This window comes from Mesorhizobium sp. WSM4845 (assembly GCF_055811455.1).
In genome coordinates this window covers 157,629-178,001 of sequence record NZ_JBVVQA010000004.1, presented here as the reverse complement: position 1 = coordinate 178,001, position 20,373 = coordinate 157,629, and the positions used below count along the sequence as shown (strand labels likewise).

Genomic DNA, 20,373 nt, shown 5'->3' with positions numbered 1-20,373 from the left:
TCACTCCTTTCGCGGTTGTTCGACAGCTTGCTTGTAGGCAGCGAGCGTCTTTACCCAGAACCGATCCAGCTCCGTGCGAAGCGCCGCCAGCCCGTCGGGTTCGACGCGGTAGATGCGGTGCTTGCCGTCCGGCGTGTCAGCCACGAGCCCTGCCTCTTTCAACACCTTCAGATGCTGCGAGACCGCCGACCGGGTCACCGGCAGGGCACGCGCCAACTCGGTAACCGAACGCGGATGCTCGACCAAGAGTTCGAAGATCGTGCGCCTGGTGGGGTCGCCCAGGGCGGTCCAGCTGTTGTACACGTTAGTCACCACTAACGCGTTAGCACGGACTAACGTGATGAGTCAACCTTGCTACGGCAAAAAGGACTGAGTGAGGGGACTTTGAAGTTGAAGTCGATCAAGCCTCGACAGCTAAGCCCGTGTCACGCCATTCGGGCAGGCCATCTTCCATGCGGCGTGCGCGGAAGCCGTGCTCACGCAGCAGGGCGACCGCCTCGAACGACATCACGCACCACGGTCCGCGGCAGTAGGCGACGATCTCGGGCTTCGCCTCGAGTTCGGGCAACCGCTGCTCCAGTTGGCCGAGGGGGACGTTGATCGCGCCCGGCAGATGTCCGAGCGCAAACTCATCGTGCGGTCGGACGTCGATGACTGTAACGAGCCCGTCTTTCATTCGCGCGGCCAGTTCTTCCCGGGACACGGGCTCCATATCGTCGCGCCGGTCGAAATAGGCCCTCACGATGCGTTCGACCTCGGCCGAATGCCGCTCGGCAACGACTCGAATGGAGGCGAAGGCGGCAAGTACGCTTTCATCTGCGAGCCGGTAGTTGACGAACTTGCCATCGCGCTCTGACGTCACGAGTCCGGCGCGGCGCATCGCCTGGAGATGCTGCGAGACATTCGCCACCGGACGCGCAAGCTTGGCGGCCAAGGCTTCTACGCTGCGCGGACCCTGCGCGAGTTGCTCGATCAGTTCCAGCCTCTGCGGATTGCCCAGAGCCTTCGCGACAACCGCGAACTGCTCGTAAAGTGCCTGCTTCGGATTGCGGATTGACATCAGGGTAGCAGCCACGCTAGTTCATTCAACATAATTATTGAATGATGCGTATCACACGGCCCCCGAGGAGACAAGTCCGTGGCCGAGAAGCCCCTTCAATCGCTTAGCAGCCTTGGCTCCGGCTCTGACGGCTCCCGAACGGGATTGATGTAGTGATGGCCGCACGCACCCGAGCCATCAATGCCGGTGCAGCATGACAACGATCGCGGCGCCAGCAGTGAGCCTCGGTCTCAAGGCCAACTGGCGGCAGTTCGCGCTGCTTGTGCTTATCAATGCATTCGTCGGCGGCATGGTCGGCATCGAACGCACCGTCGTGCCGTTGATCGGCTCAGAGGAATTCGGGCTCGCCTCGACCACGCTGGTCGTCTCCTTCATCGTCAGCTTCGGCGTCGTCAAGGCGCTGGCCAACCTTGTCTCCGGACAGCTCGCCGACAAATGGGGGCGCAAGCGCGTGCTGGTTCTCGGCTGGCTGTTCGGCCTGCCGGTTCCCTTCATGATCATTTGGGCGCCAGACTGGAACTGGGTCATCGCCGCCAACGCACTGCTTGGCATCAGCCAGGGCTTCGCCTGGTCGATGACCGTCATCATGAAGGTCGACCTTGTCGGCCCGAAGGGGCGTGGCCTCGCCGTAGGGCTCAACGAGTTTGCCGGTTACCTCGCAGTCGGGATCACCGCCTTTCTCACCGGCTATCTCGCCAGTCGCTACGGTCTGCGACCAATCCCGATCTATCTCGGCGTCGGCTACGCAGTGCTGGGCACGGTGCTCTCGATCCTGCTCGTGCGCGACACGCGCGATCATGTGCGTGCGGAACTGGCGAACCATCCGCGCGGGGCATCACCCCTTTCCTTCCGCGAGGTCTTTGCGTTGACCTCCTTTCGGGATCGCAACCTCTTTGCCGCTTCGCAGGCCGGGTTGGTGAACAACCTCAATGACGGCATGAGCTGGGGCATCTTTCCGCTCTTCTTCGCAGCCGGCGGGCTCGGTGTGGAACGCATCGGCATTCTGAAGGCGGTCTATCCCGTCACCTGGGGCGTGCTGCAGGTCGTGACGGGACCGCTCAGCGACCGTTGGGGCCGCAAGGGCCTGATCGTCGCCGGCATGTGGGTGCAAGCGTCGGCGCTCTTTCTCACGGCGCTGACCTCGAATTTTGGCTGGTGGCTGGTGGCGAGCCTCCTGCTTGGCCTGGGCACGGCGATGGTCTATCCGAGCCTGATCGCCGCAGTGTCAGATGCGTCGCATCCTTCATGGCGCGCCCGCTCGCTCAGCGTCTACCGCTTCTGGCGCGATCTCGGCTACGCGATCGGTGCGCTGTCGGCGGGACTGATCGCCGACTTCTTCGGCCTGGCGTGGGCGATTGCCTCGATCGCCGCCCTCACTTTCCTGTCCGGTACCGTGGTCGCTTTCATGATGCGCGAAGGTCATGCCGGACGAAGCAGTTGAACGTCGCCTCGGATGCGTCCGCCTCCGCCGCGCCAGCGTCGGGTTCCTGACGCTGCCACTCGCGCGAAATCACACGAAAAAGCATCCGGCCGTTCAAACCGTTTCAAAAACCGATTTGAAACGTGTCGCGCCGCTAACTGATTGAGATTATTGGCGCGCCCGAAGAGATTCGAACTCCTGACCCCCAGATTCGTAGTCTGGTGCTCTATCCAGCTGAGCTACGGGCGCGCAACAGGCCATGCTTTGAATGGCCCGCGATCCGATCCTTGACGACCGGCCGCGATGTGACGTGTTCCCTAGCGACTGAATTTCCGAAAAGCAAGCCGATCCGGCAAAAGTTTTGCTGTTGTGCCTTGACGGGGACCGGGCGGGCGAGGATCAGGCGGGACGGCGCAGGCCGTTGCGGGCCTGGTCGAGCCGGACCGGCTGGTCGGGAATGGTGACCGCGAATGTGGTGCGGCCGCCTCTGCTTTCGACGAGCTCCACCGTGCCGCCATGGGCGCGGATCAGTTCATGGGCGATGGCCAGGCCAAGGCCGGTGCCACCACTGCGGGCCGAGCCGCGGAACGCCGCGAACAGGTTCTCGCGCGCCTTCGGCGGCAGGCCGGGGCCGGTGTCGGTGACGGTGATGCGGCTGACGCTGCCGACGCGCTCGGCCGACACCTCCAGCCGGCGCACCACCGCGCTTTCCGCGTCCGCCGCCATCGCCTGGACGGCGTTGCGGCAAAGATTGGTGAGCACGCGAAAAAGCTGATCGGAATCGGCATCCACCTCGAAAGCCAGATCGACGGCATTGACGAATTCTATGCCGCCTTCGGTGTCGAGCAGGCCGTGGACGTCGTCGACCAGCTGGCGCAGCCTGAGCCTGCGGCGCGAGGGCGGCGGCTCCTGGGTGCGGCCATAGGCAAGCACACCTTCCGAATAGGATACGGCACGATCGAGCGCGCGCAGCAGTTTTGGCGCGAAGGCCTGCACGGTCGGGTCCTTGACCTGGCGCAGACGGTCCGACATCAGCTGCGCCGACGCCAGGATATTGCGCATGTCATGATTGATCTTCGACACAGCGAGGCCAAGGTCGGCGAGATGCTTCTGCTCGGAGAGCATCTTTTGCAGCCGCTCCTGCATCTGCGAGAGCTCGCGCTCGGCAACGCCGATTTCGTCGGCGCGGGCAGCAGGGCGGATGATCCGCCCGGGGTCGTCGGGAGCCTCGGAGAAGGCCAGCATCGAGCGCGTCATCGTCCGTATCGGGCCGATCATGATCAGGTCTATGGCGGCATAGACCAGCATGGCGGTGAACAGCGAGATCAGCAGCGAGACAAAGGCGACGTTGCGCGAGTAGATGAGCATGGCATTGCGCAGGCTGTAGTCGGGCATGATCAGCTCGAATTCCTTGTCGCTGTCGCCGACCGGCCCGAAAACGCGCAGCATCCGCTCGCCGCCGAACAACAGCGTGTCCAAGGCGCCGGTCATGCCCTCGATCAGGCCGACATTGGCAATGTCGACATGCTCGTCGACGTGCGGCGGCATCTCAGCCACCACCAGAAGCCGCGAGACACCGCCGTCGCGCACGGCGATCGCCTTGGCCCCGATCGCCATCAGCACATCGTTCTGGGCGGCGCGCGACAGCGAGGCGGGCTCTCCCTGCACCAGCACGATCGAGACGGCCGCGGCGGTGCTCAGCCTCTCCTTCAGCCAGCTCAGCCGGTAGCTGGCGATCCAGGGCAGAAAGATGAGGACCTCGGCCAGGAGCACGAAGACGATGGTGAGCAGCAGGAGCTTTGTCGACAATCCACGCGACAACGGCACCCTGCGGGCGGCTGCGGTCGCCCGATCGGTGCTTTCGTCCGCGGATGGGATTTCACTCATACTGCTTTTTCTTCACGATCACTTGATCGGCCAAGATTAGGCCATTGCGGCTTTTTTGCCAATTTCATCCTTCGGCCCAATACGCGATAAGACCGCCCAGACTTCGGCCATCACGCCCGCCGTTGGCCCGAGGCGCCGGAATGTCGGGGCCGGATTGACTTCCAAAACCCTTCTTTCTATAAGCCCGCTCACGCTCGGGCCATTCGTCCCGGCGCGGTTTCGATCGCGCCAAAGCCGGCCGGGCAAAGCTCCTGTTACAGAGTGACAGAATCAAGAAGGGCCGCACCCCGCGGTATTAAAACAAATGAAGCGTACCTACCAACCGTCCAAACTCGTCCGCAAACGCCGGCACGGTTTTCGTGCCCGCATGGCCACCAAGGGTGGTCGCGGCGTCGTCGCAGCCCGCCGCAACCGCGGCCGCAAGCGGCTCAGCGCCTGAACGGAAGACGAGATCGTTGCCCGCAACCGGCAAGCCAGTGGGAACACATCCCAAGCGGCTTCTGAAGCGCGCGGAATTCCTGGCCGTCCGGCGTGGCGAAAAGCGCCGCGGGCGGCTTTTTCTCGTCGAGGTTCTCGACCGCAGCGACGCAGCGGCGCCTCGCGTCGGCTACACGGTCACCAAGAAGGTCGGCAACGCAGTCGTCCGCAACCGCATCCGGCGGCGGCTGAGAGAAGCCGTGCGTACGCATGCCGCGGATGACATGAAGCCAGGCAATGACTATGTCATCGTCGGGCGCGAAGATGTGCTTGCCATTCCGTTCGGTCAGTTGAAGGCCGAACTCTCACGCCGACTGCGCGGAACACGATAGGCCAAGGCTTTCGATGGAAAACAACCGGAACTTCTTCATCACCATCGCGCTGTCGGTGCTGATCCTGTCGCTTTGGCAGTATTTTTACGTGCTGCCGCACAGCGAGGCGCAACGCGAGGCGGCCCGTATCGAAGAGCAGCGGCTAGCGGAGCAGAAGAAGGCGGCGCAAGCCGCCAGTCCGGGCGGCAGCGAAACGCCGGTGCCGCAGCAAGGCGCCATTCCTAATGCACCCAATGCACCTGGAACCGACGGCACGACGCTGGCCAGCCGCGAGCAGGCGCTGGCGTCGACGAAGCGCGTCAGGATCGACACGCCGAGCCTGGAGGGTTCGATCAATCTCACCGGCGCCCGTCTCGACGACCTCAAGCTCAAGCACTACAGGCTGACGGTCGACAAGAACTCGCCCGAGATCGAACTGCTCAACCCGGCAGCGCTGCCTACGGGCTACTATGCCGAGATCGGCTTTATCGGCAGCGACAAGACCGGCACGGTGCCGGGCCCGGAAACCGTGTGGACCGTCGACGGCAATGCGACGCTGACGCCGGCGACTCCGGTCACGCTGACCTTCACCAACGACAAGGGCCTCACCTTCAAGCGCACCTTCTCCGTCGACGGCGACTACATGTTCACCGTCTCGGACACGGTGCAGAATTCGGGGTCGGCCGCCGTTACCCTGTCGAATTACGGCCGTGTCACCCGCTTCGACAAGCCTGCCGTTGCCAGCATCTATGTGCTGCATGAGGGGCTGATCGGCGTCACCGGCACGGAGGGCCTGCAGGAACACACATATTCGTCGATCGAGGAGGACAAGCAGTTCACGCCGAGCAAGTCGACCGATGGCTGGCTGGGCATCACCGACAAATACTGGGCGGTGACGCTGGTGCCGACCGAGAAGCAGCAGTTCCAGCCGAGTTACGCCTATTTCGAGGACGGCCGCCCCCGCTACCAGGCCGACTTCCTCACCGATCCGATCACCGTCGATGCCGGCCAGTCGGCGACAGTCGAGAGCGAAATCTTCGCCGGCGCCAAGGAAGTGGCCAAGGTCAACGCCTATGCCGAAGACCGCAACATCAGGCTGTTCGACCGCTTGATCGACTGGGGATGGTTCATCTGGATCACCAAGCCGATGTTCTATCTGATCGACACGATGTACAAATTCTTCGGCAATTTCGGCCTGGCCATCCTGGCCACCACCGTCGTCGTCAAGGCCGCCTTCTATCCGCTCGCCAACAAGTCCTACGCGTCGATGGCGAACATGAAGAAGGTGCAGCCCAAGATGCTCGAGATCCGCGAGAAATACGCGGACGACAAGATGAAGCAGCAACAGGCGATGATGGAGCTCTACAAGACCGAGAAGATCAATCCGCTCGCCGGCTGCTGGCCGGTGGCGCTGCAGATCCCGGTCTTCTTCGCGCTCTACAAGGTGCTCTACATCACCATCGAGATGCGGCACGCACCGTTCTTCGGCTGGATTCAGGATCTGGCGGCGCCCGATCCGACCTCGATCTTCAACCTGTTCGGCCTCATTCCGATCGCTCTGCCGGATATGTTGATGATCGGCGTCTGGCCGCTGATCATGGGCCTGACCATGTTCCTGCAGATGCGCATGAACCCGACGCCGCCGGACCCGACGCAGGCGATGATCTTCACCTGGATGCCGGTGGTCTTTACGTTCATGATGGCGGGTTTTCCGGCCGGCCTCGTCATTTACTGGGCCTGGAACAATCTGCTTTCGATCATCCAGCAAGGCGTGATCATGAAGCGGCAGGGCGCCAAGATCGAATTGTGGGACAATCTGGTCGCGCTGTTCCGGAAGAAACCGTCGCCGGCGGAATAGTCGGCGCCCCCCTATTGTCGAATCCAGGAAAGCCCGGCGCGGCGGTAGACGTCGCCGCGACCTATAAGCTCCGCTGTCGTTTCAGGAGCGCTCCGTCGATGAACAGGTAAGGATGATCCGCTGCGCACGCGGTTGGTGCTGCCGGGCGGATCGCGCTATTTTGACCTGTTGTTTCGCCGATGGAGCCAGACCATGATCGGACCTAACCCCAACATCAAGCACCCGATCCCGATGCATAGCCGCGTCGGCTTTCTGAAGGGGCTGGTCACGGCGCCGAACATCGAGATCGGCGACTTCACCTATTATGACGATCCGAACGGGCCGGACAAATTCGCCGAGCAATGCGTGCTGCATCACTATCCATTCATCGGCGACCGGCTGATCATCGGCAAGTTCTGCGCCATCGCCGAGGGCGCGCGCTTCATCATGAACGGCGCCAATCATGCCATGTCCGGCTTTTCGACCTATCCGTTCAACATCTTCGGTCATGGCTGGGAAGAGGGTTTCGATCCGGCGACCTGGTCGAAGGAATTGCGCGGCGACACAGTGATCGGCAATGATGTATGGATCGGCATGGAAGCGGCGATCCTGCCCGGCGTGGCGATCGGCGATGGGGCCATCGTTGCGGCAAAGTCGGTGGTGACGCATGACGTGGCGCCCTATGCGATCGTCGCCGGCAATGCGGCCAAGGTGGTGAAAATGCGTTTCGACGACAGGACCATCCGGCGGCTTTTGGCGGCGGCGTGGTGGGATTGGCCGGTGGAAAAGATCAGCCGCAACCTCAATGCCATTCGTGGCGCCGATATTTCTGTTCTGGAGGCAGCGGTTTGAACGCGTTGAACAAGTCCGTGATCGGCATCGAGCTGTTCACGCGGCCGTGGATCTTCATCCGCGGCGTGCCGGCGATGAAATTCCTGCCGCCGGAAGGACCGCCGGAGATCGCCTTTGCCGGCCGCTCGAATGTCGGCAAATCGTCGCTGATCAACGCGCTGGTCAATCAGAAGGGACTGGCGCGCACGTCCAATACGCCAGGGCGGACGCAGGAACTCAACTATTTCGTTCCGGGCGGGTTTTCCGGCGAAGGCGCCGACCTGCCGCCGATGGCGCTGGTCGACATGCCGGGCTACGGCTACGCCACCGCGCCCAAGGAAAAGGTCGACGACTGGACGAAACTCGTCTTCGACTATCTCAAGGGCCGCGTCACGCTGAAGCGCGTCTACGTGCTGATCGACGCCCGCCACGGCATCAAGGCCAAGGACGACGAAGTGCTGTCGCTGCTCGACAAGGCGGCGGTGTCCTATCAGATCGTGCTGACCAAGACCGACAAGATCAAGGCAGCCGGCGTGCCGCGATTGCTCGAAGAGACACTGCAGAAGATCAAGAAGCGGCCCGCCGCGTTTCCGTTCGTTCTCGCCACGTCTTCGGAAAAGAGCGAGGGCCTCGAGGAATTGCGCGCGGCGATCGTGCTGGCGGCCAATGGCGGCTAGACTAGAGCGGGATGCGTTCAAATTGAACTGGCATCCCGCTCTATCTATTTGTTTTTAGCCGCATTTCTGCGACGCAAAGTGATTCCACTTGGCTGCAAATGCTCTAGGACTTTGCCTCCAGGGCGATCGTCTGGGTGCTTTCTTCCGTGGCAAGCCTTTCGGTGCCGTAAGCCTTCAGGAACATGCCGACGCCCGACCTGACGATGTGGTCGATTTCAGCCTGGCTCGGGGCCTTGGTGCGGTAGGCGAATATGCACTGACGGAAAAGGCCCGCCAGGCACAGTTCGGTAAACTGATAGGCGGCAAGATCGACATCGTCGATCTCGAGCAGGCCGCGCTCGATGGCGGCATTGAGAAAAGCAACGACCTTGTCGTGGCCGCGTTTCGGGCCGCGTTCGTAAAAACGCGCGCCAAGTTCGGGCATCCTGTCGGACGCGCCGATCACGGTGCGCTGCGCCTGGACGACCTTGGCCGAGGTGATCTTGAGGGACAGGACCTTGCCGAACTTCACCAGCGTCTCGCGAAGGTCGTCGGCGCGGTCGAGCAGATCGTACATGTTCTTGAAGATCGTGCCGCGCTCTTCCTCGATCAGCGCCTCGAACAGCTCTTCCTTGTTGGCGAAGTAGACATAGATCGTGCCCTTGGAAACGCCGGCCTCGCGGGTGATGTCGTTCATCGACGCCGCTTCGAAGCCCTTGTCGATGAAGACACGACGCGCGCCCTCGATGATCTGGCTGCGCTTGACAGGGTCCTGTCCCGCCGCCGGGCGGCCGCGACGCGGGCCATCCAGCGGATCGCACTGGTCCTTGTCGGGCTCGGTCATAACGTCACACCTCGAAAAATTTCGAACCGATCGGTTCGATCACCCTTGATATGGGCCTCTGACCGCGCTAAGTCAACGTCAGCATCGAACCGAACGGTTCAGTCTGATGCCCGGTTTCTAGCGATGCCAAGAGAGATGCCATGTCCTCGAACGCGACCCCAACCGCCGAAGTCCGTCCCTTCCCCAACGCCAAGGTAGCGCCGGCAATCGAAGCGCCGAACCCACCGACTGAGCCCGCAAAAAGTCCTCCGGCCGAGGCGCCGGCCAAAAGGAAACGCTCGGCACGCTCCTTTCTGTTGCCGATCATTGCGCTTGGCTTGCTGGGCGCAGGCGCCTGGTATGGCTATGATTACTTGACCGACGGGCGTTTCATGATCTCCACCGACGACGCCTATGTCCAGGCCGACATGGCGTTCATTTCGCCGAAAATTTCCGGCTATGTCGATCAGGTCAAGGTGACCGAGAACCAGCAGGTCAAGGCCGGCGACCCGCTGCTGGTCGTCGACAATGGCGACTACAAAATAGCGGTCGCCCAGGCCGAGGCGCAGATCGCCACCTTGAGCAAGACGCTCGATCGTATCGACGCCCAGACCGAGGCGGCGCGCGCCTCGCTCGAGCAGGCGCAGGCGCAGAAGACCGCCGACCAGGCCGCCGCCGCCAATGCGGCGCGTGTCCAAGCGCGCGCCGCCCAATTGCTCAAGACACATGTCGGCACCCAGGCCCAACTGGACGATGCCCAGACCGCGGTCGAGCAGGCCAATGCCGCCCTTGTCGGTGCCGACGCCCAGATCGCGGCGGCTGAGGCCAATATCGGTGTGCTCCAAGCGCAGCGCGCGGAGACGGCAAGCACGCTGGCGTCGCTGCAGCTTGCCAGGGACAAGGCCGCACGCGACCTGTCCTTCACCGTGCTGCGCGCGCCCTATGACGGTGTCGTCGGCAACCGCTCGGTCGAGCAGGGCGACCTGATCAGCCCCGGACAGAAGCTCGCCGTCATCGTGCCGATGGACAAGCTCTATATCGTCGCCAATTTCAAGGAGACCCAGCTTGCCCGGCTGGTGCCTGGTGAAAAGGTCAGGATTTCGGTCGACGCGATCGACGGCCAGGATTTCGAAGGCACCGTCTCGTCGCTGGCGCCGGCATCCGGCGCGGTGTTCTCGCTGCTGCCGCCGGAAAACGCCACCGGCAACTTCACCAAGGTCGTGCAGCGCGTCCCGGTTCGCATCGACGTGCCGGCGGATGTGCTGAAGACAGGCAAGCTGCGCGCCGGCCTCAGCGTCGTCGTCGCCGTCGACAGCCGCACCGCACCTTCGGCGTCGAACTGAGCGGCCGCTTGGGAGCAATGCCGTGGCAACCGCAACCTCGACAGCAGGATCGCCGCCGGCGAGGCCGGCTACGCCTGATACCATTCCCACACGCCGCATCATCGCCTTCCTGGCGATGGTGTTCGGGATGTTCATGGCGATCCTCGACATCCAGATCGTTTCGGCCTCGCTGGCCGAGATTCAGGCCGGCTTGAGCGCCAGCTCCGACGAAATTCCGTGGGTGCAGACCGCCTATCTCATCGCCGAAGTCATCATGATCCCGCTGTCCGGTTTTCTCAGCCGGATGCTGTCGACCCGTGTGCTGTTCACCGTCTCCGCGGCCGGCTTCACCGCCGCGAGCGCGCTGGCGGCGACCGCCACCAACATCGACCAGATGATCGTCTACCGCGCCGTCCAGGGTTTTATCGGCGGCGGCATGATCCCAAGCGTGTTCGCTGCCGCCTTCACCATCTTCCCGCCGTCGCGCCGTGCCATGGTGTCGCCGATGATCGGCCTGGTGGCGACGCTGGCGCCGACCATCGGCCCGACTGTCGGCGGCTATATCAGCCATGCCATGTCCTGGCACTGGCTGTTCCTGATCAATGTGGTGCCCGGCATCATGGTGACCGCAGCCGCATGGTCGCTGATCGACTTCGACAAGCCCAATCTCAGCCTGTTCCGCAAGTTCGACTGGTGGGGCCTCGCCGGCATGGCGGCTTTCCTCGGCTCGCTGGAATTTGTGCTCGAGGAAGGTCCCAGCAACGACTGGCTTCAGGACCGGGCCGTGTTCATCTGCGCCATCCTGATGACGGCCGGCGCGGTGCTGTTCTTCTGGCGCGCCTCCACTGCCGAGGAGCCGATCGTCGACCTGAAGGCCTTCGCCAACGTCAACTTCGCTTTCGGCTCGCTGTTCTCCTTCGTCATCGGCATCGGCCTCTACGGCCTGACCTATCTCTATCCGGTGTATCTGGGGCGCATCCGCGGCTACGACTCCCTGATGATCGGCGAGGCGCTGTTCGTCAGCGGCCTGGCGATGTTCGTCACAGCGCCGATTTCCGGCATCCTGTCGCGCAAGATGGATCCGCGGCTGATGATGATGATCGGCTTCTTCGGCTTCGCTGCCGGCACCTGGCGGATGACCTATCTGACCGCAGACTGGGATTTCTGGGAGCTTTTGCTGCCGCAGATCCTGCGCGGCGCCTCGATGATGCTGTGCATGGTGCCCATCAACAACATTGCGCTTGGAACGCTGCCGCCTGACCGGCTTAAGAATGCATCCGGTCTGTTCAACCTCACCCGCAATCTCGGTGGCGCCGTCGGCCTTGCCGTCATCAACACCGTGCTGATCGACCGCAGCGCCTTCCACTACGCAAGGCTGGCCGAGCATGTGCAATGGGGCAGCGCCGAGACGCAGACCAGGCTGCAGAACATGACGCTCGACTTCCAGCAGAATGCCGGCCTCGACGCCTCCAAGGCGGCGATCTCGAAACTGTCCGGCATGGTCCAGCAGCAGGCTTCGCTGCTGTCCTTCATGGACGTGTTCTATCTGTTGACGGCGCTGTTCGCGACGCTGGCGATCTTCACCATGGTCATCCGCAAGCCGGCCGAGCCGGCGGGCGGAGGCGGCGGACACTGATTGAGCAACTTTGCGCGCCCAAAGGACGCGGCGCTCTCATGCATGTCGCGCAAAAGTGCGCAGCGGTTTTGCGATAACGACATGCATAAGACAACAACCTAAAGCGCGTCGCGTGAGGCCGGTCAAACGCGAGCGCTTTAGGTCAGGCCGTGGCCGGCTTGAAGGTCAAGGCGACGCCGTTGATGCAATGACGCAGGCCGGTCGGCGGCGGGCCGTCGTCGAAGACATGGCCGAGATGACCGCCGCAGCGGCGGCAGTGGACTTCGGTTCGGGTCATTCCGAGGGACCTGTCCGCGGTCATGCCGACGGCGTTGGGAATCTCCTGCCAGAAGCTTGGCCAGCCGGTGCCGGAATCGAACTTCGTATCGGAGGAATAGAGCGGCAGGTCGCAGCCGGCGCAGGCGAAGATGCCCTTGCGGTGTTCGTTGAGCAGCGGGCTGGTGCCGGGATATTCGGTGCCTTCCTTGCGCAGCACATTGAAAGCCGCATCGGACAGGATGGCGCGCCACTCGGCCTCGGTCTTGGTGACCTCGAAGGTTTCGGCCGCGTGTGCATCCTGCGGCCGGTCAATGCGCAGCGCTGCCGCCGTGCCTGCCAGCAATGCCACAGCGGCACCGCTCCAAAGAAAGTCGCGCCGGATCATCACCATTCCTCCTCTTTCCGTTTGCCAAATTCGACCGTCACATGGAAATCAAAAGCCGGTGACGCCAGCTCCCGACACCGGGCACTCCGCACCTGCCCCACGCTTACAGCGGACGGTGCGGAGTGTACGCCTGTCGATTGCGCGGGTCACGCAAGCGGAAACCCGCGCACTCGGCATGGAGCCTCAGCCATATGTTCGCTGGCGACGGGCGCTTCGTTACATCTTCGGCAGGAGAACCTTGTCGATGACGTGGATGACGCCGTTCGCCTGCTCGACATCGGCGACGGTCACATTGGCGACATTGCCGTTCTCGTCGGTCGCGGTGACCTTGCCGTTTTCGGCCTTGAGCGTCAGCTCGCAGCCGCCAACCGTCTTGACCTTGTGCGCGCCACCATCGTCCATGGCCATCTTGGCGACGTCGGCTGACATCGCCTTGGCACCGATGACGTGGCAGGTCAGGATCTTGACCAGCCTGTCCTTGTTTTCGTGCTTGAGCAATGTATCGACGGTGCCGGCCGGAAGGGCGGCAAAGGCCTCGTTGGTCGGCGCGAACACGGTGAAGGGACCGGCACTCTGCAGCGTGTCGACGAGACCGCCGGTCTTGACGGCCGCGACCAGCGTCGTGTGATCCTTCGAATTGACGGCGTTCTCGACGATGTTCCTGGTGGCATACATGGCGGCGCCGCCGACCATCGGATTTTCGGCATAGGCGGCGGTGGCAAGCGCGGAGACGGCGACCGTTCCGGCAAGCAAAAGGGTGGCGAACTTACGCATTATTTCTATCTCCTCAGTTTATTTTTTCCCCTCTTTGGGGCGCAAGGAGATACGGGGGATAAATGCCCGAGTTTCGCCCATTCAGGAGAAAATTTTATTTTTTATAACGGCGAGCATGATTTTCAGGGCAGGACTCTTACAGCCTGCATGCTTCCCCGCCAAAGTCACCACAGGTGATAGATTTAAAATCTTCTCGAAAAATCGGCAGATAGGGGTGATTAGCAGACAGGGGCGATCAGATGCTCTTCAGATCGCCCGCAGCGACCACAGGGCCGGTCGGCTGGCCGGTCGGCGAACCGCCGGTCGGTTCAAGGCTGACCGCAAGCACGGCGCCTTGCGCAAGTTTTTCCTGCACGGCCGGGGAGATGGTCATACGCGCGGTCTGGCCGGCCGGGATGACGCCCATAGAGACCGGCGCATTCTTGCCCTCGATCATCCAAAGCTCGAAATCCTTGCCGGCGGCGCGCTCGCCGGAGACATGCGACAGGCCGACCTCGCGACGGGCGGCATCATAGACGGCGAGGTATCTGACGTCGCTGCCATCGGCAGCCAGCGAGGCGATGAGCCGCGGCGGCTCGGCCGGCGGGTTGACGTAAGGCTCGGCGATATAGATCGCCAACGCCGCGACGGAAGCGGCTGCAAGCCCGCGCCAGAAGGCAAGGCTTGACCAGAGGCCGGCGCGAGGCTCTGCGACGAACAGCCGGCGATCCAATGCCTCCTTGACCCTGATCGGCGGCTCTGTCTCCGGATAGGCGTCGGCCATCGGCGAAAGACGCGCCTCCCAGACATCGACAAGGTGCGCGAAAGCGGCGTCCGCGTCGATGCGGCGTGACGCAATCTCGCGCTCGTCCGCGGCCAGGACGCCAAGAACGTATTCGGCGGCAAACAGGTCGTCGCCCCCAGATTCCGGTCCGTCATCCTCTGCCAGCGTCATCTTTCAAGACACTCTCTGAGCTTCAACAGGCTGCGCCGCAGCCAGGTTCTCATCGTGTTCAGCGGCACGTCATGGCGCGCCGCCAGTTCGGCATAGCTTTCGCCGTCCAGATAAGCGCCCCGGACGGCCGCCGCCCGGTCCTTTTCCAATTCGTCGAGACAACGATAGATGCGCCCGGATTCACCGACCGCAACAGCCGCAGCCTCCGGTCCCGGCGCCGGATCGGCGACGCCGAGCGCAGCGTCGATATAGGCGACAGGCTCTCGCCGCGCCCTTATCCGATCGATCGCGTGATTGCGCGCAATGGCCACCAGCCAGGAAATCGGGCTTAGCTCCGAGACGGCGAAACGGTCGGCCTTCGTCCATATCTTGACGAAGACCTCCTGCAGCGCCTCTTCTGCCTCTCCCCGGTCCTTCAATACACGAAGGCAGACGCCGAAAAGTTTCGCGCTGGTCTGCCGGTAGAGCAGATCGAACGCAGCCCGGTCCTTCATCGAAGTCCGGACGATCAGGTCGCTGATGTCCTGCGGCGTCATCGGCTGCCAAATTAAGCAATTGCCCAAATTAGGCAATTGCCCCAGATCATTCCACTGCAATGTATTGCACCGGCGGAAGCGTTCCTGTGCACCGGGAGCGCCGTCGGCTTCCATTGACGAGAAAGAGCCGACCTTTTTGAGCATCGGATTTTCCCAAAACCGGGTTTCCACTTTTGCATCCGATGCTCTAGCTTGCCGATAGTTGGGGGAGCAAGAATGTCGGTCGAACGGGCCCTGTGGGAACATGACGCTACCGGCCTGGCCGGCTTGGTTCGCAAAGGAGAAATCTCGCCGCAGGAGCTCGTCGACGCGGCGATTGCGCGGGCCGAGGCCACTCGCCCGGATATCAATGCCATCGCCGAGCCGCTTTACGAGGCGGCGCGGACGCGGGCGAAAACCATCGACCGCAAGCTGCCGCTGGCCGGTGTGCCCTTCGCGCTGAAGGATCTCGGCATCGCCATGAAAGGCGTGCCGACGCACGGCGGCAGCCGCATTCCGGCTTTCGTTGCCGATTTCGACTCGGTGATGACCGAACGCCATCTGGCCGCCGGCCTCGTCCCGATCGCCACCAGCACCTCGCCCGAACATGGGCTGAGGCTAATGACCGAATCCGCCGCTTTCGGCATCACCCGCAATCCGTGGAATACAGCCCATACCAGCGGCGGCTCGTCTGGAGGTGCGGCGGCGCTGGTCGCGGCCGGCGTCGTACCGGTGGCACATGCTTCGGACGGCGGCGGCTCGATCCGCGTTCCCGCCGCCTGCACCGGGCTGGTCGGGCTGAAAACCTCGCGCGGCCGCGTGCCGCTGACGCCGCTGGTCAGCGAAAGCTGGTACGGCCTGGTCATCGACCACGCCGTTTCCCGCTCGGTCCGTGATTCGGCCCTTCTGCTCGACCTGACGCATGGGCCCGATCCGCTGTCGCCGTATGCGGCGCCGACGCCGAAAGGAACTTTCGCCGCCGCAGCAGTGCGTGACCCCGGCAAGCTGAAACTGGCGGTCTACCGAAAATCGCCGCTCGGCCTGCCGATATCGACCGAGACGCTGGCGGCGCTGGACACTGCGATAGCTTTGGCGCGCGAAGGCGGCCATACGATGGAGGAGATCGACCTGCCCTATATCGATCGCGATTTCATCGCTGATTTCGCCAGAACCGTCGCCGCGGCGGTGGCCGGCACGATGCGCGGCGAGGTCTTGCGCGTCGGCCGCTCCATTTCGGGTGATATCGAACGCACCACGCGGGTGATGAGCGCCTTCGGCGAAGTTCTTTCGGCCGGCGAGATCTATGCCAGCCTGCAGCGGCTGCATGCCACGTCGCGCCGGCTGATCATCGAGACCGCGCGGTACGATGCCGTGCTGATGCCTGTCATCGCGCATCCGCCGCTCGCCTGCGGCGCGATGGATCCAAAAGGCGCAGATGCGTTCCTGGAAGAAATGCTCGACAGGCTGCGGCTTGCCCGCCTGCTGAAATTCAAGCCGCTGTTCGGCCAGTTGATGGACAAGAGCCTGTGGTTCACCCACTGGCCGGCAATCCAGAACGTCAGCGGCCAGCCGTCGATCGCGCTGCCTGTTCATGTCACCGATGCCGGCCTGCCGCTCGGCATCCAGGCCGCCGGCCGCCCCGGCGACGAGGAGACCTTGTTGTCCCTCGCCGCGCAAATGGAAAAGATTTCGGGATGGCTGACGCGGCGGGCGCCACTGCAGGTGCCCGGGATGAAAGCAGGCCGATTTCACCTGACGTGAGAGCAAAGCCGTTTGCCCCCTGCTCCAATTCCCGCTAAGACGCCGCCGTTCATGCCAAGCTGGGAACCAAGCCGAATGACGGACCTCGCCGCCACCGCCGAAATGCAGGCCGCGCTGCTTTCGAGGGCGCTGCCCTATATGCAGCGCTACGAGAACAAGACGGTCGTGGTGAAGTATGGCGGCCACGCCATGGGCGACATCGCGCTCGGCAAGGCCTTTGCCCGCGACATCGCGCTGCTCAAACAATCCGGCGTCAACCCGATCGTCGTGCATGGCGGCGGGCCGCAGATCGGCGCCATGCTGAGCAAGATGGGCATCGAATCGAAGTTCGAGGGCGGATTGCGCGTCACCGACCAGAAGACGGTCGAGATCGTCGAGATGGTGCTGGCCGGCTCGATCAACAAGGAGATCGTCGCGCTGATCAATGCCGAGGGCGAATGGGCCATCGGCCTGTGCGGCAAGGACGGCAACATGGTTTTCGCCGAAAAGGCGCGCAAGACCATGATCGACCCCGACTCCAACATCGAGCGTGTGCTCGATCTCGGCTTCGTCGGTGAGCCGGTCGAGGTCGACCGCACCCTGCTCGACCTTCTGGCGCGGTCCGAAATGATCCCGGTGCTGGCGCCGGTGGCGCCGGGCCGTGACGGCCACACCTACAACATCAATGCCGACACCTTCGCCGGCGCCATCGCCGGCGCCTGCCAGGCGACACGCCTTCTGTTCCTCACCGACGTGCCCGGCGTGCTCGACAGGAACAAGAAGCTCATCGACGAACTGACCGTCGCCGAGGCAAAGGCCTTGATCAAGGACGGCACGGTGTCGGGCGGCATGATCCCCAAGGTCGAGACCTGCATCGAGGCGATCGAGCGCGGCGTCGAAGGCGTCGTCATCCTCAATGGCAAGACGCCGCATTCGGTGCTGCTCGAACTGTTTACCGAACACGGCGCCGGCACACTGATCGTGCGGTAAGCCCAGGCTGCAACTTGTCGGCCAGAAATCCAGGGTTGAGCAGGCGTCGGGGCGAACTTATCGCCTGAGGTGCCCAAGCGGCACGTGGCCCGGCCCCTTGATGTTCTGCAGCACGAGCTGCGTGTGGACATCGCGCACGCCGTCGAGCCGCATCAGCCGGTGCATGACAAAGGCGTTGAGCTCGTCGACCGACGGCACCATCACATGCAGCAGGAAATCGTAGTCGCCAGTCATCGTCCAGCACGACGACACCTCGTCCATGCGCTGCACGGCGGCGATAAAGGTTTCGGGCGACCCGTCGCTGTGGGTCACCAGGCGCACCTGAATGAACACTTCGACCATCAGGCCGATGGCGCGGCGGCTGAGCACAGCGGCAAAGCGCTTGATGATGCCGGCGCTCTGAAGAGCCTCGAAGCGGCGCGCGCATGGCGTCGTCGAAAGCCCGATTTCCTGGGCCAGTTCGGACACAGGCTTGCGCCCATCGCGCTGCAAGATATCGAGCATCTTGATCTCAAAATCGTCAAACTGAGGCACTTTCACTCTCCTGCAGCTCTGCTGTGGTGGCTTTTACCTCAAATCGCCTGTTCGAGCCATCATCAAAGCGGATTTGCCTCACCGGATCCGGCTAAACTTTCAAGATGTTAGTCGTGATTTCCAGGGAGAACAGCCATGACGATGAACGTTGCCGATTACGCCCGCGAATGCGCGGCGCAAGGCCTTCGCGGCGACTATTCGGTCTGCCGTGCCGATTTCACCGTTGAGCAGAGCTACAACTACACAGCTGACGAGCAGGCAGTGTGGCGTACTTTGTGCGACCGCCAGACGAAGCTGACCAAAAAGCTGGCACACCGGTCCTATCTCGACGGCGTCGCCACGCTGGGCCTGCTCGACAGGATTCCGGATTTCGGTGTGGTCAGCGAGAAGCTGCGCAAGCTTACCGGTTGGGAAATCGTCGCCGTGCCGGGCCTCATTCCCGCACCGGCCTTCTTCGTCCACCTGGCCGCCCGGCGCTTCCCGGTGACCAACTGGCTGCGGACGAAACAAGAGCTCGACTACATCGTCGAGCCGGATATGTTCCACGACTTCTTCGGCCATGTGCCGGTGCTGACCCAGCCGGTCTTTGCCGATTTCATGCAGATGTATGGCGAGAAGGCCGAGCATCTGATCGCGCTCGGCGGCGACGAGATGATCAGCCGCCTCTACTGGTACACTGTCGAGTACGGGCTGATCCAGGAGGCCGGCCAACCGTTGAAGGCTTTCGGCGCCGGGCTGATGTCGTCCTTTGCCGAACTTCAATTCGCGGTTGAAAGCAAGGACGCGCATCATGTTCCCTTCGATCTGGAAACGGTAATGCGCACCAGCTATGAGATCGACAAGTTCCAGCGCGCATATTTCGTGCTGCCGTCCTTCGACGTTTTGCGCGATGCCTTCCACAACGTCGCCGACATGGCAGCGATCATCGGACGCCACAAGGGCAAGCCGGCCCTCGACCCGGCAAAACTTTAGACGCTGGCCAGACGCGGACGCCCGCAGCCGATCGGCGCGGGCGTTATTGGTGGCGCGCTGGAATGACGATCCATCGGCAGGCCGGAAGCCGAGAAGATGGGACCGTTCAGGCCGCTTCGGAAACGTCCCTGTCCAGGATGGTCAGATTGCGGCCGCGATCCTTGGCCTGGTAAAGGCGGCGGTCGGCGACACGCATCAGATCCGATACGCCGGCATCCTCGCCGCAGGTGACACCGCCGATGCTGACGGTGAGGGGTATGACCCGCTCATCGACGGGACGGAAGCGGATCAGCTCGACTTCACGGCGAATGCGTTCAGCGACGCGTTTGGCTTCCTGTTCGGTGGCGCCGACCAGAAACGCACCGAATTCCTCGCCGCCGATGCGGCCGATCACGTCGCCGCTGCGCACGCCGCGCTCGATCGCGCTTGCAATCAGGAGCAGCGCATCGTCGCCGGTCAGATGGCCGTAGCTGTCGTTGATGAGCTTGAAGTGATCGGCGTCGATGATCAGCAACGCACCGCGATCGGATTTACGCCGGGTGGCCTCGAGGGCGGCGAAGAAGCTCTCGCGGTTGAGCATGCCGGTCATGTCGTCGCGGCTTGCCTTCTCCGACAGGCGCCGATGCGCAGCGGCGAGCTGGGCATGAGCGCGGGCGAGGTCGCGATGAGCGCCTTTCAACCTCTCGCCCTGCCAGAACGTGTAGGCGCTGGCGATCCAGGCGAGCACCAGCGGGCAGACCGTGGACGTCAGCCAGATCGTGCGGTTGATCGGAAAGCCTATTGCCGGAACGACGATCAGCGTCAACAACAGCGAGACTGCGAGGGAGGCGAAAGCGACGGCGGCAGACTTCAGAAATATGCGGCTCATCGCTGGTTCCCCCTGGACCGTCTGTGTGCCAGCAAGCCCTGAATGGCACCTTTCGGCGATGCCTAAAATTTGAATCGTCGGGCCATTTTCGCCACCCATGACGCGCATAAGTTGTGGATAAAGCCTCTGCCAAAAGCATTGTT

Annotated in this window: 21 protein-coding genes and 1 tRNA gene; 11 read left to right on the top strand and 11 right to left on the bottom strand. The window is 62.9% G+C overall.

Annotated elements, in window-relative coordinates:
- Positions 1-312 (bottom strand): ArsR/SmtB family transcription factor, encoded by a 312-nt coding sequence (locus AC0L2C_RS06825; protein WP_287051194.1) that lies wholly within the window; start codon positions 310-312, stop codon positions 1-3.
- 88 nt (positions 313-400) lie between these two features.
- Positions 401-1,060 carry an ArsR/SmtB family transcription factor gene (locus AC0L2C_RS06820; RefSeq protein ID WP_473523027.1) on the bottom strand — a complete coding sequence of 220 codons (660 nt, stop codon included), beginning with the start codon at positions 1,058-1,060 and terminating at the stop codon, positions 401-403.
- A 193-nt stretch (positions 1,061-1,253) separates the two neighbouring features.
- Here AC0L2C_RS06820 and AC0L2C_RS06815 point away from each other — a divergent pair, with 193 nt between their 5' ends.
- Positions 1,254-2,501 carry an MFS transporter gene (locus tag AC0L2C_RS06815; RefSeq protein ID WP_287065940.1) on the top strand — a complete coding sequence of 416 codons (1,248 nt, stop codon included), beginning with the start codon at positions 1,254-1,256 and terminating at the stop codon, positions 2,499-2,501.
- Positions 2,502-2,652: 151 nt separating this feature from the next.
- On the opposite strand, the gene AC0L2C_RS06810 is transcribed toward AC0L2C_RS06815, so the two are convergent.
- Positions 2,653-2,729: transfer RNA gene (locus AC0L2C_RS06810), tRNA-Arg, on the bottom strand.
- 150 nt (positions 2,730-2,879) lie between these two features.
- Positions 2,880-4,367, bottom strand: coding sequence for an ATP-binding protein (locus AC0L2C_RS06805; protein WP_128185010.1), 1,488 nt, complete (start codon positions 4,365-4,367; stop codon positions 2,880-2,882).
- Positions 4,368-4,671: 304 nt separating this feature from the next.
- Here AC0L2C_RS06805 and rpmH point away from each other — a divergent pair, with 304 nt between their 5' ends.
- The 5 genes from rpmH to yihA all read left to right on the top strand — a co-directional run bounded on the left by rpmH (position 4,672) and on the right by yihA (position 8,500).
- Positions 4,672-4,806 (top strand): 50S ribosomal protein L34, encoded by a 135-nt coding sequence (gene rpmH, locus AC0L2C_RS06800; RefSeq protein ID WP_008833937.1) that lies wholly within the window; start codon positions 4,672-4,674, stop codon positions 4,804-4,806.
- A 16-nt stretch (positions 4,807-4,822) separates the two neighbouring features.
- Positions 4,823-5,176: a ribonuclease P protein component gene (rnpA, locus tag AC0L2C_RS06795; protein ID WP_287065937.1), complete on the top strand. Its 354-nt coding sequence runs from the start codon at positions 4,823-4,825 to the stop codon at positions 5,174-5,176.
- Between the two features lie 13 nt (positions 5,177-5,189).
- A complete protein-coding gene (gene yidC / locus AC0L2C_RS06790) occupies positions 5,190-7,013 on the top strand; it encodes a membrane protein insertase YidC (protein ID WP_473523026.1) in 1,824 nt (607 codons plus the stop codon).
- A 192-nt stretch (positions 7,014-7,205) separates the two neighbouring features.
- Positions 7,206-7,844 carry a CatB-related O-acetyltransferase gene (locus AC0L2C_RS06785; RefSeq protein ID WP_473523025.1) on the top strand — a complete coding sequence of 213 codons (639 nt, stop codon included), beginning with the start codon at positions 7,206-7,208 and terminating at the stop codon, positions 7,842-7,844.
- Positions 7,841-8,500, top strand: a complete 660-nt coding sequence (gene yihA / locus AC0L2C_RS06780; protein ID WP_473523024.1) for a ribosome biogenesis GTP-binding protein YihA/YsxC — start codon at positions 7,841-7,843, stop codon at positions 8,498-8,500. The genes AC0L2C_RS06785 and yihA overlap by 4 nt, the downstream gene beginning before the upstream one ends.
- Positions 8,501-8,603: 103 nt before the next feature.
- Here yihA and AC0L2C_RS06775 read toward each other — a convergent pair whose 3' ends face one another.
- On the bottom strand, positions 8,604-9,323 hold the full coding sequence (locus AC0L2C_RS06775) for a TetR/AcrR family transcriptional regulator (RefSeq protein WP_287065930.1): 720 nt from the start codon (positions 9,321-9,323) through the stop codon (positions 8,604-8,606).
- 140 nt (positions 9,324-9,463) lie between these two features.
- Between AC0L2C_RS06775 and AC0L2C_RS06770 the strand changes: the two genes are divergently transcribed.
- Both AC0L2C_RS06770 and AC0L2C_RS06765 read left to right on the top strand, forming a co-directional pair.
- Complete coding sequence (locus tag AC0L2C_RS06770; protein ID WP_287065928.1) at positions 9,464-10,645, top strand: HlyD family secretion protein; 1,182 nt, start codon at positions 9,464-9,466, stop codon at positions 10,643-10,645.
- Between the two features lie 82 nt (positions 10,646-10,727).
- Complete coding sequence (locus AC0L2C_RS06765) at positions 10,728-12,260, top strand: DHA2 family efflux MFS transporter permease subunit (RefSeq protein WP_473523091.1); 1,533 nt, start codon at positions 10,728-10,730, stop codon at positions 12,258-12,260.
- A 142-nt stretch (positions 12,261-12,402) separates the two neighbouring features.
- Here AC0L2C_RS06765 and msrB read toward each other — a convergent pair whose 3' ends face one another.
- From msrB to AC0L2C_RS06745, 4 genes are all read right to left on the bottom strand, one after another.
- On the bottom strand, positions 12,403-12,903 hold the full coding sequence (msrB, locus tag AC0L2C_RS06760) for a peptide-methionine (R)-S-oxide reductase MsrB (RefSeq protein WP_473523023.1): 501 nt from the start codon (positions 12,901-12,903) through the stop codon (positions 12,403-12,405).
- 216 nt (positions 12,904-13,119) lie between these two features.
- Complete coding sequence (locus AC0L2C_RS06755) at positions 13,120-13,677, bottom strand: fasciclin domain-containing protein (RefSeq protein WP_473523022.1); 558 nt, start codon at positions 13,675-13,677, stop codon at positions 13,120-13,122.
- Positions 13,678-13,912: 235 nt separating this feature from the next.
- Positions 13,913-14,611, bottom strand: a complete 699-nt coding sequence (locus AC0L2C_RS06750) for an anti-sigma factor (RefSeq protein ID WP_473523021.1) — start codon at positions 14,609-14,611, stop codon at positions 13,913-13,915.
- Complete coding sequence (locus AC0L2C_RS06745) at positions 14,608-15,147, bottom strand: sigma-70 family RNA polymerase sigma factor (RefSeq protein ID WP_473523090.1); 540 nt, start codon at positions 15,145-15,147, stop codon at positions 14,608-14,610. The genes AC0L2C_RS06750 and AC0L2C_RS06745 overlap by 4 nt, the downstream gene beginning before the upstream one ends.
- A gap of 216 nt (positions 15,148-15,363) precedes the next feature.
- Here AC0L2C_RS06745 and AC0L2C_RS06740 point away from each other — a divergent pair, with 216 nt between their 5' ends.
- Positions 15,364-16,887: an amidase gene (locus AC0L2C_RS06740; RefSeq protein WP_473523020.1), complete on the top strand. Its 1,524-nt coding sequence runs from the start codon at positions 15,364-15,366 to the stop codon at positions 16,885-16,887.
- 75 nt (positions 16,888-16,962) lie between these two features.
- Entirely contained in the window at positions 16,963-17,856 is an 894-nt protein-coding gene (argB, locus tag AC0L2C_RS06735; RefSeq protein WP_077374521.1) for an acetylglutamate kinase, read from the top strand.
- A gap of 57 nt (positions 17,857-17,913) precedes the next feature.
- Here the strand turns inward: argB and AC0L2C_RS06730 are convergent, their stop codons facing one another.
- Positions 17,914-18,390 carry an Lrp/AsnC family transcriptional regulator gene (locus AC0L2C_RS06730; RefSeq protein WP_023801577.1) on the bottom strand — a complete coding sequence of 159 codons (477 nt, stop codon included), beginning with the start codon at positions 18,388-18,390 and terminating at the stop codon, positions 17,914-17,916.
- A gap of 135 nt (positions 18,391-18,525) precedes the next feature.
- Between AC0L2C_RS06730 and phhA the strand changes: the two genes are divergently transcribed.
- Entirely contained in the window at positions 18,526-19,362 is an 837-nt protein-coding gene (gene phhA / locus AC0L2C_RS06725) for a phenylalanine 4-monooxygenase (RefSeq protein ID WP_128175770.1), read from the top strand.
- Positions 19,363-19,468: 106 nt separating this feature from the next.
- On the opposite strand, the gene AC0L2C_RS06720 is transcribed toward phhA, so the two are convergent.
- Positions 19,469-20,230, bottom strand: a complete 762-nt coding sequence (locus AC0L2C_RS06720) for a GGDEF domain-containing protein (RefSeq protein ID WP_473523019.1) — start codon at positions 20,228-20,230, stop codon at positions 19,469-19,471.
- Positions 20,231-20,373 lie beyond the last annotated feature (143 nt).

Bases quoted from the DNA above. Each gene is read 5' to 3' on its own strand.
- AC0L2C_RS06820 (WP_473523027.1), bottom strand. From the start codon at position 1,060: ATGTCAATCCGCAATCCGAAGCAGGCACTTTACGAGCAGTTCGCGGTT.
- AC0L2C_RS06815 (WP_287065940.1), top strand. From the start codon at position 1,254: ATGACAACGATCGCGGCGCCAGCAGTGAGCCTCGGTCTCAAGGCCAAC.
- AC0L2C_RS06805 (WP_128185010.1), bottom strand. From the start codon at position 4,367: ATGAGTGAAATCCCATCCGCGGACGAAAGCACCGATCGGGCGACCGCA.
- rpmH (WP_008833937.1), top strand. From the start codon at position 4,672: ATGAAGCGTACCTACCAACCGTCCAAACTCGTCCGCAAACGCCGGCAC.
- yidC (WP_473523026.1), top strand. From the start codon at position 5,190: ATGGAAAACAACCGGAACTTCTTCATCACCATCGCGCTGTCGGTGCTG.
- AC0L2C_RS06785 (WP_473523025.1), top strand. From the start codon at position 7,206: ATGATCGGACCTAACCCCAACATCAAGCACCCGATCCCGATGCATAGC.
- AC0L2C_RS06775 (WP_287065930.1), bottom strand. From the start codon at position 9,323: ATGACCGAGCCCGACAAGGACCAGTGCGATCCGCTGGATGGCCCGCGT.
- AC0L2C_RS06770 (WP_287065928.1), top strand. From the start codon at position 9,464: ATGTCCTCGAACGCGACCCCAACCGCCGAAGTCCGTCCCTTCCCCAAC.
- msrB (WP_473523023.1), bottom strand. From the start codon at position 12,903: ATGATCCGGCGCGACTTTCTTTGGAGCGGTGCCGCTGTGGCATTGCTG.
- AC0L2C_RS06755 (WP_473523022.1), bottom strand. From the start codon at position 13,677: ATGCGTAAGTTCGCCACCCTTTTGCTTGCCGGAACGGTCGCCGTCTCC.
- AC0L2C_RS06750 (WP_473523021.1), bottom strand. From the start codon at position 14,611: ATGACGCTGGCAGAGGATGACGGACCGGAATCTGGGGGCGACGACCTG.
- AC0L2C_RS06745 (WP_473523090.1), bottom strand. From the start codon at position 15,147: ATGACGCCGCAGGACATCAGCGACCTGATCGTCCGGACTTCGATGAAG.
- AC0L2C_RS06740 (WP_473523020.1), top strand. From the start codon at position 15,364: ATGTCGGTCGAACGGGCCCTGTGGGAACATGACGCTACCGGCCTGGCC.
- argB (WP_077374521.1), top strand. From the start codon at position 16,963: ATGACGGACCTCGCCGCCACCGCCGAAATGCAGGCCGCGCTGCTTTCG.
- phhA (WP_128175770.1), top strand. From the start codon at position 18,526: ATGACGATGAACGTTGCCGATTACGCCCGCGAATGCGCGGCGCAAGGC.
- AC0L2C_RS06720 (WP_473523019.1), bottom strand. From the start codon at position 20,230: ATGAGCCGCATATTTCTGAAGTCTGCCGCCGTCGCTTTCGCCTCCCTC.